The 14305-nt window shown below is 73.7% G+C and carries 12 protein-coding genes and 2 pseudogenes; 9 read left to right on the forward strand and 5 right to left on the reverse strand.

What is annotated here, in order from left to right:
- The first annotated feature begins 82 nt into the window (after positions 1-82).
- The gene (locus ACZ4W5_RS11320) at positions 83-1675 is read left to right on the forward strand and encodes an alpha/beta hydrolase (protein ID WP_465653962.1); all 1593 of its coding nucleotides are present in this window, start codon (positions 83-85) and stop codon (positions 1673-1675) included.
- A 139-nt stretch (positions 1676-1814) separates the two neighbouring features.
- Here ACZ4W5_RS11320 and ACZ4W5_RS11325 read toward each other — a convergent pair whose 3' ends face one another.
- Together ACZ4W5_RS11325 and ACZ4W5_RS11330 are read right to left on the reverse strand one after the other, a co-directional pair.
- The gene (locus tag ACZ4W5_RS11325; RefSeq protein ID WP_465653963.1) at positions 1815-4316 is read right to left on the reverse strand and encodes a glycosyltransferase family 39 protein; all 2502 of its coding nucleotides are present in this window, start codon (positions 4314-4316) and stop codon (positions 1815-1817) included.
- Positions 4317-4440: 124 nt separating this feature from the next.
- Positions 4441-5562, reverse strand: coding sequence for an alpha/beta hydrolase (locus ACZ4W5_RS11330; protein WP_465653964.1), 1122 nt, complete (start codon positions 5560-5562; stop codon positions 4441-4443).
- 147 nt (positions 5563-5709) lie between these two features.
- Here ACZ4W5_RS11330 and ACZ4W5_RS11335 point away from each other — a divergent pair, with 147 nt between their 5' ends.
- From ACZ4W5_RS11335 to ACZ4W5_RS11350, 4 genes and pseudogenes are all read left to right on the forward strand, one after another.
- The gene (locus tag ACZ4W5_RS11335; RefSeq protein WP_465653965.1) at positions 5710-6603 is read left to right on the forward strand and encodes a hypothetical protein; all 894 of its coding nucleotides are present in this window, start codon (positions 5710-5712) and stop codon (positions 6601-6603) included.
- Positions 6604-6969: 366 nt separating this feature from the next.
- Positions 6970-7407 (forward strand): annotated as a pseudogene (locus ACZ4W5_RS11340) (trypsin-like peptidase domain-containing protein); the annotation flags it as partial.
- 201 nt (positions 7408-7608) lie between these two features.
- Positions 7609-8337, forward strand: a pseudogene (locus tag ACZ4W5_RS11345) (Ig domain-containing protein); the annotation flags it as partial.
- 82 nt (positions 8338-8419) lie between these two features.
- The gene (locus ACZ4W5_RS11350) at positions 8420-9094 is read left to right on the forward strand and encodes an HAD family hydrolase (RefSeq protein WP_465653966.1); all 675 of its coding nucleotides are present in this window, start codon (positions 8420-8422) and stop codon (positions 9092-9094) included.
- Here the strand turns inward: ACZ4W5_RS11350 and ACZ4W5_RS11355 are convergent.
- Positions 9082-9816 carry an SDR family NAD(P)-dependent oxidoreductase gene (locus tag ACZ4W5_RS11355; RefSeq protein WP_465653967.1) on the reverse strand — a complete coding sequence of 245 codons (735 nt, stop codon included), beginning with the start codon at positions 9814-9816 and terminating at the stop codon, positions 9082-9084. The two genes, ACZ4W5_RS11350 and ACZ4W5_RS11355, sit on opposite strands and share 13 nt — an antisense overlap.
- 102 nt (positions 9817-9918) lie before the next feature.
- On the opposite strand from ACZ4W5_RS11355, the gene ACZ4W5_RS11360 reads away from it, so the two are divergent.
- The 3 genes from ACZ4W5_RS11360 to ACZ4W5_RS11370 all read left to right on the forward strand — a co-directional run bounded on the left by ACZ4W5_RS11360 (position 9919) and on the right by ACZ4W5_RS11370 (position 12105).
- A complete protein-coding gene (locus ACZ4W5_RS11360; RefSeq protein WP_465653968.1) occupies positions 9919-10773 on the forward strand; it encodes a helix-turn-helix transcriptional regulator in 855 nt (284 codons plus the stop codon).
- Between the two features lie 67 nt (positions 10774-10840).
- Positions 10841-11062 (forward strand): hypothetical protein, encoded by a 222-nt coding sequence (locus tag ACZ4W5_RS11365; protein WP_402482884.1) that lies wholly within the window; start codon positions 10841-10843, stop codon positions 11060-11062.
- Between the two features lie 143 nt (positions 11063-11205).
- On the forward strand, positions 11206-12105 hold the full coding sequence (locus tag ACZ4W5_RS11370; RefSeq protein ID WP_465653969.1) for an aminoglycoside phosphotransferase family protein: 900 nt from the start codon (positions 11206-11208) through the stop codon (positions 12103-12105).
- 70 nt (positions 12106-12175) lie between these two features.
- Here ACZ4W5_RS11370 and ACZ4W5_RS11375 read toward each other — a convergent pair whose 3' ends face one another.
- Both ACZ4W5_RS11375 and ACZ4W5_RS11380 read right to left on the reverse strand, forming a co-directional pair.
- Positions 12176-12946 carry a GNAT family N-acetyltransferase gene (locus ACZ4W5_RS11375; protein WP_465653970.1) on the reverse strand — a complete coding sequence of 257 codons (771 nt, stop codon included), beginning with the start codon at positions 12944-12946 and terminating at the stop codon, positions 12176-12178.
- Positions 12947-12993: 47 nt separating this feature from the next.
- Positions 12994-13812, reverse strand: a complete 819-nt coding sequence (locus ACZ4W5_RS11380) for a hypothetical protein (RefSeq protein WP_465653971.1) — start codon at positions 13810-13812, stop codon at positions 12994-12996.
- A 71-nt stretch (positions 13813-13883) separates the two neighbouring features.
- Here ACZ4W5_RS11380 and ACZ4W5_RS11385 point away from each other — a divergent pair, with 71 nt between their 5' ends.
- On the forward strand, positions 13884-14192 hold the full coding sequence (locus ACZ4W5_RS11385) for a cupin domain-containing protein (protein ID WP_465653972.1): 309 nt from the start codon (positions 13884-13886) through the stop codon (positions 14190-14192).
- Positions 14193-14305: the final 113 nt, after the last annotated feature.

Here is a 14305-nt window from a genome sequence, read left to right on the forward strand (position 1 = left end):
CCGCGCTAGGGAAGCGACAAGGAGACGGCGGGGAGCAGAGGGCGAGGTGCCCTGGCAGTGCGCCGGATGGTATTCGTGGGCAGTGCCCCCGACGATCCCCCGCCTGCGGCGACGCGCCCTGCCCGTCCTCGCCGCCCTGCTCCTCACCCTGGCCGCCGGCTGCTCCGGCCCCGGCGGCGCACGCCCCGCGGCCGCGCCGACCGGCCGCCCGCCGCTCGCCGAGCAGGTGCCCGCCAGTGCCTCCCCGGCCCTGCGGGCGTACTACGACCAGCGGCTCACCTGGGCACCCTGCGACGGCGGGGGCGGCGACACGGGCACCGACGGCGCGGCGGCGGCCGCACCGGTCGTCCAGTGCGCCACCCTCAAGGCCCCGTTGGACTACGCCGACCCCGGCGGCCGCGGCATCGACGTCGCCGTCGTCCGGGTGCCCGCCGCCGACCCCGCCCACCGGATCGGCGCCCTGCTGGTCAACCCCGGTGGGCCCGGCAACTCCGGTGCCAACATGGCCCGCGGCTGGAAGGACGGCCAGGGCCCGCTCCGCGACCGCTTCGACGTGGTCGGCTTCGACCCGCGCGGCTCCGGCGCCACCCTGCCCGTCGACTGCCTGGACGACCGCACCCGCGAGCAGTGGATGCGCACCGACGACCCGGCCTACGACCGCGGCCGGGTCCTCGCCGACGCCTGCCGGGCCAAGTACGCCGACGTCCTGCCGTTCCTCGGCACCCGCGACAGCGCCCGCGACATGGACGTGCTGCGCAGCGCCCTCGGCGAGCGCAAGCTCGACTTCCTCGGCCTCTCCTACGGCACCTACCTCGGCGCCCTGTACGCCGAGGAGTTCCCCGACCGCACCGGCCGGCTCGTCCTCGACGGCGCCGTCGAACGCAGCACCGACCTGATGCACCTCGACCTCGAACAGGCCGCCGCCACCGAGGCCGGCTTCCGGGCCTTCGCCGCCGCCTGCACCACCGAGGGCGCCGACTGCCCGCTCGGTACCGACCCGGGCGCCGCTCCGGGGCGGCTCGCCGACTTCCTCGACGGCCTCAAGGACCACCCGCTGCCCACCCGCGACGGCCGCACCGTCACCGCCGCCCTCGGCTGGGGCGTCGTCATCGACACGCTCGCCGACGGCCACGGCAGCTGGTCCCGGCTGCGCTCCGCCCTCGATCCCGCCCTCACCCGCGGCGAGGGCGACGAACTGCTCCGCTTCTCCGACGGCAGCGCCGGCCGCGACGACGACGGCCACTACGAGAACTCCGCGGACGCCTTCACGGCCATCCACTGCGCCGACGCCCCGCTCGCCCCCACCGACGCCGACCTGCGCACCGCGCTCGCCGACCTCGCCGCCCGGGCCCCGCTCACCAGCCGCCACGACACCCGGCTCGCCCTGCTCGAACCCGACTGCCGTGCCTGGCCGTACCGCTCCACCGAGCGGCCGCACACCGTGACGGCGCCCGGCAGCGCCCCGATCCTGGTGATCGGCGGGACGGAGGACCCGATCACCCCGTACGTCTGGGCGCAGCGGATGGCGGCCGGGCTGCAGCACGGCGTGCTGCTCACTCGCGACGGCGACGGGCACATGTCCTGGTACCACAGCTCCTGCGCGCGCGACGCCGCCGAGGCCTACCTGGTGGACGGGGTGCTGCCGGCCGCCGGGGCGCGCTGCGGCTCCGACTGACGGGGCGCGGGACGGGGCCTGCGAAGGGGCCCGCGAAAGTGGCCTGCGAAAGGGGGCGTGCCGCGCGAACGCGGCACGCCCCCTTGGGAGTTCGGGCTCCGGGATCAGGGTTCCCGGAGCCCGGGTCGGGCCGACCGGATCAGGCCTTCGGGGCCGTCAGGTCGTAGAAGGTGGCGCCGCCGACCGTCTTGGCGGTGAAGTGGCCGGTCACCCAGGCCTCGATCTGCGCCGCCTCGGTCTGCTGGCCGTCCTCGGCGCCCTCGCCGCCCGCCCCGCCGGCCCCGCCCGCGCCGCCGAAGCCGCGGTGCGAGCCGCCGCCGATGAACCAGTGCACCTTGCCCTCCTGGACGTACTTCTGGAAGCCCGCCAGGCTGAGCGAGGGGTCCGTGCCGTTGAAGCCGCCGAGCGCCATCACCGGCTTGCCGGTGGCGAGTTGGTAGCTCGCGGCGTTCTGCGAACCGGTGGTGGCAGCCATCCAGGTGTACTGGCCGGCGTCCTGCGAGAGCAGGGACTTCGCCTCCTCGCTCACCTTGGTGCCGCCGAGCAGGCCGCCCATGCCGCCCATGCCGCCACCGAAGCCGGCGGGGCCGCCCGCGCCCTCGGGGTCCTGGCCGCTGCCCGGGAACACGGGGAAGCCGGGCGCGCCGGAGGTGCCGCCGGAGCCGGTGGACCCGCCCGCGCCGCGCTCGTGGCGGCCGCCGGGGGCGGTGCCGTCGGCGCCCCGGCCGGAGCCGCCGCCGGAGCCGCCGTTGAAGCCGCCCTGGCCGTTCTGGCCGTTCTGACCGCCCGGGAAGCCGCGGCCGCCCTGACCACCCCGCCCGCCGAAGCCGCCCTGGCCGCCGCCGAAGCCGCCCTGGCCGGGCTGGCTACCCTGACCGCCCTGGCCGCCGCCGAAGCCGCCCGGGAAGCCCCGGCCGCCCTTGCCGCCCTTGCCGAAGGAGCCCGGCCCGAAGCCCGCGCCCTTCACGGACGGACCGGCCGTGATGATCGAGCCGTTGTGCGCGGTGCCCACGGTATCCACCGCGTACGCGGCCGGACCGCCGAGCGCCGCCGCCAGGCCCACCAGGCCCGCCACCGAGGCGATCCGCGCGCCCGTCCGTCCGGAGACCCGGCCCGCCACCTGCCCGGCGACCAGCGCCCCCGCGGCCGCCAGTCCGCCGACCAGTACCGCCCAGCGCAGCCAGGGCAGGAAGTCGGAGCTGCGCCCGAGCAGGACGAACGCCCACCCGGCCGTCACCGCGAGCACGCCGGCCAGCAGCAGCGCGTACGGCAGCCGGTGCCGGGCCCGCCACAGGCCGTCCACGCCCATGCCGAACAGGGCCGCGACGGCCGGGGCCAGCGCCACCGTGTAGTACTGGTGGAAGATCCCGGACATGAAGCTGAAGATCAGCGCGGTCGAGACCAGCCAGCCGCCCCAGACCAGGAAGGCCGCCCGGGCCGTGTCCGGACGGGCGTAGCGGCGGGTCGCCCACAGGCCGACCACCAGCAGGATCAGCGCGGCCGGCAGCAGCCAGGCGATCTGCCCGCCGATGTCGCTGCCGAACAGCCGGGTGATGCCGGTCTGGCCCCAGCCGCGGTTGTGTCCGGCGCCGCCCGGCAGGTCGAGCCCGGCGGGCATCCGGCCGCCGCCGCCCACGCTGCCGCGCTCGTTGCCGTCGACCCGGCCGAGGCCGTTGTAGCCGAAGGTCAGTGACAGGAAGTCGTTGTCCTGCGAGCCGCCGACGTACGGGCGGGCCGAGGCGGGCAGCAGCTCCACGATCGCCACCCACCAGCCGCCGGCGACCACCACGGCCACGCCCGCGAGCAGGGTCTGCCACAGCCGCCGCCGGAAGCCGGTGGGTGCCACGACCAGGTAGATCACCGCGAAGGCGGGCAGGATCAGGAAGGCCGCCAGCGTCTTGGTGAGGAAGGCGAAGCCGAACATCGCGCCGGTGAACAGCAGCCACCTGGTGCTCGCCGTCTCGACCGCCCGCACCATCCCGTACGCGGCCAGGGTCAGCAGCAGCACCAGCAGCGCGTCCGGGTTGTTGAAGCGGAACATCAGCGCCGCGACCGGGGTGAGCGCCAGCGCCGCGCCCGCCAGCAGGCCGCCGAGCGGGGAGAAGCGGCGGCGCACCGTCGCGTACAGCGCGCCCACGGTGGCCGCGCCCATCAGCGCCTGCGGGGCCAGGATCGACCAGGAGGAGAGACCGAACAGCCGCACCGACAGCGCCATCGGCCACAGGGACGCCGGGGGCTTGTCGACGGTGATGAAGTTGCCGGCGTCGGAGGAGCCGAAGAAGAAGGCCTTCCAGCTCTGGCTGCCGGCCTGCACGGCCGCCGAGTAGAAGGCGTTGGCCCAGCCGGAGGCGCCCAGGCCCCACAGGTAGAGCAGGACCGTCGCGGCCAGCAGCGCCAGCAGGGCCGGGCGCACCCAGTGCGGGTCGTCCGCGCGCCCGCGCCAGGCGCGGGCCGGGAGGGTGCGCAGCCGTCCGGACCAGGAGGCCGGGCCCTTGGGGCCGGTCGGCGGCAGGGGCTGCTCGGGGAAGAGCGGCGCCGGGTCCGGCCGTCCGGCCTCAGGGTGCGGCACCTCCGGCGGCGGGTAGTTCGCGTCCTCGGGCCACGGATCGCCGGCCGGAGGGGAGTAGCTGCTCGTGGTCATGCGCCATACCGTGCGTGGTGCGGCTGAGAGAACCGTGAGATACGGCTGTGAGGCGGGTGTGATCTGCCCGGTTCCGCCCTGCCCGGCGGGCGGGTTCAGGGGGGCTATCCGCCGGCCGGCTCGCTCAGGCGGCGGCCGGCATGGTGATGTGCTTGCCCAGCCACTCCAGGGCCGGGGGGATCTCCCGGGTCCAGGTGTGGAAGTTGTGGCCGGCCGTGTCCAGGGTGATCGTGGACATCTTGGTGGGCGCCTTGAAGGCGGCGACCATGGCCTTGGTCTCGTCGTAGTTGTTCTCGTCGAACGCGGTGGTCAGCAGCAGCGAGACCGGGGCGGGCGGCTGGTTCTTGAGCCGCCACAGCAGGTCGTTCTCCTGCTTGAGCTTGTCGCTGCCGCCGAACAGGTCGCCGGTGGTCGGGTCGTGGGCGGCACTGTAGTAGCCGGAGAGCGCGACCGCGGCCGGGTAGGAGTCGGGCTTGCGCAGGGCGAACTTGAGCGCGCAGTAGCCGCCGGTGGAGTTGCCGATCACGGCCCGGTTGGCCGGGTCGGTGCCGATCCGGTAGGTGGTGGCGAGGGCCTTGGGCAGGTCGCTGGTGAAGAAGGTCTCGACCTGGGGGCCGTTCGGCACGTCGACGCACTCGGTGTCCCGGTTGTCGACGAGGGTGGGGCGGGTCATCACCAGGATGGTCGGCGGCAGTTTCTTCTGCTCGATGGCGTCGAGGGTGGACGCCGGGTACTGCATCAGCGAGATCAGCTTCTCCGGGGTGCCCGGGTAGCCGGTCAGCACCACGGCCATCGGGAAGCGCTGCTTGGCGAAGCCCGGCTGGAAGTACTGCGGCGGCAGGTAGACGTACGCCTCGGTGCTCAGGCCGGTGCCGGACCCTTTGACGTCGACCTTCTGGATCAGCCCGGAGCGGTCCGGCTCCGAGCCCTGGGACGAGTAGAACCTCTGCTCGCCGGTGACGGACACCCCGGAGGCGTTCGGCTGGTGGTCGACCACCGTGCCGAGGCCGCCGCTGGTGCCGAGCAGGTCGGTCCAGGAGCTGTAGAACCCGAAGTAGCTGTTGGCGATCAGGCCCATCGCGGCCAGCACCGACAGCTGGGTGGCCAGGAAGGCGCCGATCCGGCCGAGCCAGGACTTCCAGCCCTTGCCGCCGAACTTGGGCCAGAACCACATGGTGGCGGCGAAGACGACGATCGCGATGACCGACGTGATGATCTGGAGGGGGAGTCCGGTGAGGCTGAGCACGTGCCGATCGTAGTTGACCCCGACGGGCGGACCGGGGCGGCCCCTGCGGGTGATCGCCGGAAACGGATTGACCGGGGTGGTTCGTACTCGGGATCATGTCGCGGGGTGCGCGCACGGTGTGCGTGCCGGGTGACACGGGGTGGGGTCATGAGGTCCATCGGCAAGGCCGGTCTGGCTGTTGGTTCGGCGCTGCTGCTCGCGGCCTGCTCGGGCGGGGGCGGAGGCGAGGCCGCGCCGTCCGCCGGGGCGACGTCGTTCGGGACGGCGCTCGACCAGGCCCTGGCGCCGGTCGGCGCCGACTTCGACAAGGCGACCTCCGCCAAGAGCGCCTTCGGCCTCGACACCGTGCTCACCCACCTGGCGTCCGACGCCAACCGGGCCGCGCGGAACGTGAACGCCGCCACGGCGCCCGCCGGCGCCACGGCGGCGCGGGCCGACCTGGCGACCGCCCTGACCACGCTCGCCACCGACACCGAGGCCGTCGGGAAGGACATCTCGGAGCACAGGGTGTGCTCCGTCGACGGCGGACTGGCGCAGTTCGGCGACGGCCAGGGGGTGGCCGGGGTCTCGGCGGCGCTCGCCAAGCTGAGGGCGGCCGGCTACCGGACCGCCTTCGCCGTACCGGAGCTGCCCAAGCCGCAGACGCGGTCGCGCAGCCTGGACAACGGCACCGTGGTCCGGGAGGGCGGCAAGGGCGGCAAGGGCGTGGTGAAGGTCGACAACGCCGGGCCGACGGACGCGGTCCTCACGATCGCCGCCAACGGCACCGCGGTGGCCTCGGTGTACGCGGCCAAGGGGCAGCAGGCCACCATCGAGGGCATCGCGGACGGCGTGTACGAGTTCTACTTCACCAGCGGCGCGGACTGGGACTCCGGGGCGAAGGCATTCACCCAGGGCTGCGCGTTCGCCAGGTTCACCGGTACGCACGAGTTCACGCCGGACGGGGGCGGCACGATCCGGACCCTCACCATCCTTGCGCCGGACGACAAGGAGCGGCGCGACATCGAGTGGATGAACGTCGATCCGCTCGCGCAGTCGTAGCGTTCACCGGTTCCGCGCGTAACGGGCATACCAGGACGGGTTGTTGCCGATCGATGGCACAACCCGTCCCGTGGGGTGGCGAGTTGTGCGGGAACTGTTGACCGTTTGAAGTGACCATGGCACTTTCGTGCGGGCGTGGGCCTCGGCGACCAGCCGGGCGGCCCGCGATCCCCCACAAGGAGAGCCATGTTCAAGAGACTTGTCGCGATGGCCGGTGCGAGCGCCGTCGTCGCCGGAGGGCTGGTCCTCGCCGCCGCCCCCGCCCACGCCGTCCAGGCCGCCGACCTGACGTCGACCATCGCCCTGGACGACTGCTCCGCCTCGCTGGTCCGGTTCCCCACCTCGGCCTCCGGCGACCGGGCCATGATGCTCACCAACGGGCACTGCCTGCCGACCATGCCCCCCTACGGCCAGGTCATCCAGAACGTCAGCGCCAGCCGCAGCGGCACCCTGCTGGACGGCGCGGGCAACAGCCTCGGCACCGTCCAGGCCGACAAGGTGATCTACGCGACGATGACCGGCACGGACGTCGCCCTCTACGAACTCACCGACACCTTCGCCTCGATCAGCTCCCGGTACGGCGCCACCGCCCTCACCATCAACGACGCCCACCCGGTCGACGGCTCCTCGATGTACATCCCGTCCTCGTACTGGAAGCAGGTGTGGAACTGCTCCGTCAACGGGTTCGTGCCCACCCTGCGCGAGGACGAGTGGACCTGGCACGACTCGCTGCGCTACAGCTCCGGCTGCAACACCACCCACGGCACCTCCGGTTCGCCGATCATCGACTCCGCGAGCGGGCGGATCGTCGGCATCAACAACACCGGCAACGACGACGGTGCGATGTGCACCCTCAACAACCCCTGTGAGGTCGCCGCCGACGGCTCCACCAAGGCCTTCAAGGGCCAGAGTTACGGCGAGGAGACCTACTGGTTCACCACCTGCGTCAACTCCGCCCGGACCGTCGACCTCACCGTGCCCGGCTGCCTGCTCACCAAGCCGGCCGGCGCCGCCGTCTCGGTGGCCAACCCGGGCAACCAGTCCACCGCGGTGGGCGGCTCGGTCAACCTCCAGATCAACGCCTCGGGCGGCACCGCCCCGCTGTCCTACTCGGCGGCCGGGCTGCCGGCCGGCCTGTCGATCAACGCCTCGACCGGCGTGATCACCGGCTCGCCGACCGCGGCGGGCAGCTCCAACGTGACGGTCACGGTGAAGGACTCGGCCGGCAAGTCCGGCACGACCAGCTTCACCTGGACGGTCACCGGTGGTGGCGGCGGCTCCTGCACCCCGGCCCAGCTGCTCGGCAACCCGGGCTTCGAGACCGGCACGGCCTCGCCGTGGACCGCGTCCAGCGGCGTGATCGACAACGGATCCTCGGAGCCGTCCCACGGCGGTAGCTGGAAGGCGTACCTGGACGGCTACGGCAGCACCCACACCGACACGCTGTCCCAGACGGTGAGCATCCCGGCCGACTGCAAGGCGACGCTGAGCTTCTGGCTGCACATCGACACCGCCGAGACCGGCAGCACCGCGTACGACAAGCTGACCGTGTCGGTCAACGGCACCACGCTCAAGACCTACTCGAACGTGGACGCCGCGGCCGGCTACCAGCAGCGCACCTTCGACCTCTCGGCCTACGCGGGCCAGACGGTCACCGTGAAGTTCACCGGCACCGAGGACTCCTCGCTGCAGACGAGCTTCGTGATCGACGACACCTCCGTCCAGACCAGCTGACGCACAGTCGGCTCGCTCGAAGGGCCCGGTGGCTTCGGCCGCCGGGCCCCTGACCGTTCCTGGCGCGCCCTATGCTGATCGGATGATCGAGCCGATAGACCTGGTGATATTCGACTGCGACGGCGTCCTGGTGGACAGCGAGGTGATCGCCGTGCGCGTGGTCGGGCGGCTGATGGCCGAGCTCGGGTGGCCGCTCGGCGAGGCCGAGGTGGTCGAGAGGTTCGTCGGGCGGTCGGAGGCGGCCAACCACGCGATGGTGGCGGAGCGGTTCGGGGAGGAGGCCGCGACCCTGTTCGACAAGCGGTTCCGCGAGCTGCACGCCGAGGCCGTGGACGCCGGGCTGACGCCGGTGGACGGGTTGCCGGAGGCGCTGGACGCCCTGGCGGGGCTCGGGCTGCCGATGTGCGTGGCGTCCAGCGGTACGCACGAGAAGATGCGGCACACCCTGGGCCGGACCGGGCTGTACGGGCGCTTCGAGGGCCGGATCTACAGCGCCACCGAGGTCGACCGCGGCAAGCCCGCGCCCGATCTGTTCCTGCACGCCGCGCGCAGCATGGGCGTTGACCCGGCCCGCTGCGTGGTGGTCGAGGACAGCGGCCCCGGGGTGACGGCCGCCCGCGCCGCCGGGATGCGGGCGCTCGGCTACGCGGGCGGCGTCACGGCGGCGGAGCGGCTGGCCGGGCCGGGCACGGTGGTGTTCCGGGACATGCGGGAGCTGCCCGCGCTGATCGCCGCCGGGGCGGTTCACCAGGGGTAGAAGCCCCCGTCGGGGTGGAAGAACCGTCCGGTCGGCCCGGTCAGGGCGGCGCCGAGCTGGCGGGCGATCCGGCGGCCGCCGTCCTGGACGTCGGACGGGCCGGAGTGGTGGTTGAGGTCGGTCGCGCAGTGGCCCGGTTCCAGGGCGCTGACCTTGATCCCCTCGGCGCGCAGGGTGCGGGCGTAGACCAGGGTGACGGCGTTCAGCGCGGCCTTGGAGGTGTTGTAGCCGAGCAGCGCCGCGTACTGGCCGGCCGGGGTGTCCGGGTCGGCGAGGACGGAGGAGCTGCCGAGGCCGCTGGAGACGTTGCCGATCAGCGCGGCCGGGGAGCGGCGCAGCAGCGGCAGCATCGCGTTGATGACGGTGACGGCGCCGAAGACGTTGGTCTCGTACGTCGCGCGCAGGTCGTCCAGGGGCAGGCTCTCCGGGGTGGTGCCGAGGTCCCGGGTGATGCCGGCGTTGTTGACGAGGGTGTCCAGTCGGCCGTACTCGGCGTCGACCAGTGCGGCCGCGGCGGTGACGCTTGCCGGGTCGGTGACGTCCAGGCGGACGGCGCGGGCGGTCAGGCCCTCGGCGGTGAGGGTGGCGGCGGCCGCGGCGCCGCGCTCGGGGTCGCGGGCGCCGAGCAGCAGGGTGTGCCCGGCGCGGGCGAGTTCGGTGGCGGTGGCGAGGCCGATGCCCTTGTTGGCGCCGGTGATCAGGACGATGCGGTTCGTGGTCATGCCCCGACCCTGGCCGGGCGGCGGCCGGGCCGGGAGAGCACTGTCGAGGGTGGTACCGGGAGTGCCATGGTCGGCGTGCGGGGGCGGGGCCAGACTGGGGGCGTGGAACACGTGGACCGGGCGGAGCTGGCCGCCTTCCTGCGGCGCTGGCGCGCCCGCATCCAGCCCGCCGACGTCGGCCTGCCGGCCGGCGGGCGGCGCCGTACCCCGGGCCTGCGCCGCCAGGAGGTCGCGCAGCTGGCGGGCATGTCGGTGGAGTACTACATCCGGCTCGAACAGGGCCGGGGGTCGCGCCCGTCCCGGCAGATGATCGGGGCGATCAGTCGGGCGCTGCGGCTGTCCGAGGACGAGACGGCCCACCTGCACCACCTGGTCGGCGAACCGCCGCTGCCGCCCAGTGGTATGTCCCGCGACGTGCGGCCCGGCATCCTGCACCTGCTCGACCGGCTGGACGACACCCCGGCCATGGTCTGCAGCGCCGCCCGCGACGTCCTCGCCTGGAACGCCATGGCGGCCGCGTTGCTCGGCGACTTCTCCGCCCAGCCGCCCGGCGAGCGCAACCTCGTCTGGCGCTTCTTCACCGACCCGGAGTCCCGTGCCCGCCACGAACCGGACGGCGCGGCCCGGTTCGCCCGCCGGGTGGTCGCCGACCTGCGGGCCGCCGCCGCCCGCTACCCCGCCGACAGCGGGCTGCGCCGCCTGGTCGAGCGGTTGCTCGCGGCCAGCGCCGAGTTCCGCGAGCTGTGGGCGCAGCAGGACGTCGAGATCCGCAGCTCGACCCACAAGCGCATCCTGCACCCGGTGGTCGGTCCGCTCGACCTCGACTGCGAGGCGCTGCACGACCCGCACCGGGACCAGTGGACGATCTTCTTCACCGCCGCGCCCGGCACGCCCTCGCACTCGGCGCTGCGGCTGCTCAAGGTGCTGGGCGGTCAGGATCTCGCGGTGCGGAGTTGAGCGGGCGCGTCCTCGGCTATATTGAACGCGTTCAAATGTAGTCGGAGGGGCAAGGAGGCACGGGCGCATGGACGTCGTGGCGCGCGCGGTGATCGTCTGGATGGCGACCTGGGGGGCGCTCGTCACGTCGCTCCTGCTGCCGGTGCTGCTTCCGAATCAGTGGCACTACTACATCTACTCGCCCGCCAGCGTGGGGCTGTGGATGCTGTCCATGCTGGTCGGCCCCTTCGTGGCGGGCGGCGTCAGCCGGCGGTGGATCCGTACCGGCGTCTGGCGGGGTGGGGTCTGAGGCGGGGGTGGGGCCCGAAGGTGGCGGAGACCATCGAGCGGCACCGGGGCAAGGGCGGCCTGCACTTCGTGGACCAGCTGGGGCAGGTCGTGCCTTGGTAATTCGCTTGCTGGGGGCTCGCGGCGCTGGCAGGGTCGGGCGCCATGTCCCAGAAGATGCACGCGGACGAAGTGGACCTCGACGAGGCGCTGGTCCGCCGGATGGTGGCCGTACGGTTCCCGCAGTGGGCCGGTCTGCCGGTCGAGCGGGTGGACTCGGCCGGGACCAGCAACGCGATGTTCCGGCTCGGCGCCGAGCTGGTGGTGCGGATCCCGCGCATCCCCGGGGTGGCCGAGGACATCGGCAAGGAGAACACCTGGCTGCGCCGCCTGGCGCCCGAACTGCCCGTCGCCGTACCGGTTCCGGTGGCCCTGGGTGAGCCGCTCGACGGCTGCCCGTGGGAGTGGTCGGTGCTGCGCTGGCTGGACGGGGCCAACCCGACCGCCGGGGACGTGCCTCAACCGGGCTTGCTGGCCGCTGACTTGGCCGCGTTCGTGACCGCGCTGCACCGGGCCGACCCGGCGGGCGCCCCGGCCTCCTACCGCAGCGAGCCGCTGGCGGCGCGGGACGCGGCGGTCCGGCGGGCGATCGCGGCGCTGGCGGGCGTGGTGGACGCGGCGGCGGCAACCGGGCTGTGGGAGGCGGTACTCGGCGCGCCCGAGCACCCCGGGCCGCCGGTCTGGATCCACGCCGACCTCCAGCCCGGCAACCTGCTGGTCGACGGGCCCGGCCGGCTCAGCGCCGTCATCGACTTCGGCTGCGCGGGCCTCGGCGACCCGGCCGTGGACCTGCTCCCCGCCTGGTACGTGCTCCCGGCTTCGGCCCGTGACGCCTTCCGGGCGGCCGTCGGCGCCGATGACGCGGCCTGGGAGCGGGGGAGGGGCTGGGCGCTGTCCGTGGCGCTGGCGGAGCTGGACTACTACCGCGACAGCAACCCCCGGATGGCGCGCACCGCCCGGCACGTGCTCGGCGAACTGCTCACCGACCACGGCGGGGAGGCGTGAGGAGGCCCGAGGAGCCCTGAGGAGGCTTGAGGAGCGCTGAGGCGGCCTGAGGGGGACGCCTGACGGGCTGCTACGACGGGGAGGCGACGACCTGAGCCCCCGCAAGGGGCCGCTTGGCCATACCCAGGCGCTCGTACACGGCTATCGCCGACTGATTCCCGCCGTACACCATGAGGGCGGCCCGCCCGTGCCGGCGCACCAACTCCCCGAGGACGAAACCGCAGACGGCCTGCGCCAGCCCGCGCCCACGGGCGGCGGGGTGGGTGCACACGCCGGCCATGAACCCGCAACCGGCCGCCGACCAGACGTCCGCCGCCACGGCCAGGGGCTCCGGTGGGGTGCGGCTGTCGAGGGAGTCGACGATCCCGGCCCAACGGTGCGCACTGCCGTCCTCCGGCTGCGCGAACGAGTCGGGGAAGAAGCGGTCGAACAGCGAGGTCGCCTCCTTCACCGTCACCTCGTCCAGCCACTCCACCGCGACGGCGGGCGGGGCGGGTGCGGTCGAGGTCTCCATCCAGTAGAACCGGGGGAACAGCGACAGACCGGGGATCGCGTCGGCCAGCGACTCGATCAACGACGCCTGGCCGACGGGGCGGTAGGTCGGTCCGACCTCGGTCAGCACGCGCCGCACCAGCCGTGCGGCGTCATCGGCACCGCCCTTGACCGCCAGCCGGTCCCGCGCGGAGAGATCGGGGCTCGCCACCGCGAGGGCCGTCCCGTGGCGCCAGGCCCGCACCCCCGGGCCGAGTCGGCCGTCGTACTGCCCCTGGGCTGCCCACAGCAGGTGCCCGTCTCCGGCTGCGGCTTCCTCGACGTCGTCGAGACGTATGAGTTCTTCCATGGGTCTCTACCTATCAAGCGGTCTGATCATGTGCAGTGATCCAGCACTCACCCGGCCTCACCTGGGGTCGGCGGCAGCCGCCACTCGAAGGGCCACAGCTCGGCCGCCCAGGAGGGGTCGGCTGCGGCGGGGGTCTCGGGGGTGCGTAGGAAGGTGCGGTGACGGAGGAGTTCGCGGCGCTCGGCAGGGGTGAGCAGGCGCTCGTCCGGCCCGAGGTTGCCGTAGGCGTTGGGGTCGAGGTCGGGGCGGCCGTCGATCGGGGCGTCCTCGGCGACGTTGAGCAGGTCGCCGTCGGCGGTGCGGTAGTCGAGGCGGAAGTCGGTGCGCCACTGGGAGTTGCCGCCCCAGCCCTGGGAGAGGTCCCGGGTGGGGCGGTGGGCGCGGCGGTGCGTCCAGAACAGCGGCCAGCGGTCGGCCACCCCGCGTTCCGCGTGCGCGGCGCCGGCCCGGACCCGTACGCCGGCGCGGCTGAACAGCAGCTCGCCGAGCATCAGGCCGGGGTGACGGACCTCGAGGATCTCGATGGGGGAGTCGCGGTCCTCGGCCTGCTCGACCTCGGTGATCTCGTGCAGGAACGGGTCGAAGGGGTGCGGTTCGGCGACCGGGGTCATGCCGAGGGTGGTGAAGAGGTGGTGGTGGGGTGGGAGTTGGGGGTCGAGGAGCAGGTAGTCGCTGACCCGGCTGAGGGCGTAGAGCTCCTGGAGGAGGTCCTTGTCCTCGGTCCACCAGTGGGTGTCAGGGGTGGCGGCGAGGTGGAGGCGAGCGCGGTAGTCGGCGGTGGCGGCCTGGTCGAGCCAGGGCGCGATGACCTCACCGTAGGGGCCGTCGGTGTCGAGTAGCGCCTCGTACAGCGCGCGAGCGTTCACTCCGGCGATCCTGGCAGGTTTTGCCGAACGGTCAACCAAAATGAGGGTCGGCGCGGGTAGCGTCCCTGGTCATGAGCTTGGTGGACGTGAAGGAGCAGGCGGCCCAACTGCCGGACGCGTGGCGGTCGGTGGTGCTGGCGCGGGTCGGGACGGCGGCGGTGAAGGTGCTGCGGATGGACGGCCGGGAGCTGCCGGAGGAGGTGCACGGGACGGCGGAGGTGTTGGTGGTCGCCGACGGCGTCCTGGAGCTGGAGTTGGGTGGCGAGGAGCTGACGGTCGGCGCAGGGGAGCTGTGCCGCATCCCGGCGGGCACCCGGCACGCGGTGCGCGCGGGCAGCCGGGGAACCCTGCTGATCGTGGAGGTGCCCGAGGGGGAGTGAGGGGCGGGGGGGGGGGGGGGGGGGGGGGGGGGGGGGGGGGGGGGGGGGGGGGGGGGGGGGGGGGGGGAGGAAACCCCCCCACAAAAGCGAGCCCCTAATAGCGCACTCATCCC

It is taken from the genome of Kitasatospora sp. NPDC029367 (genome assembly GCF_055569135.1).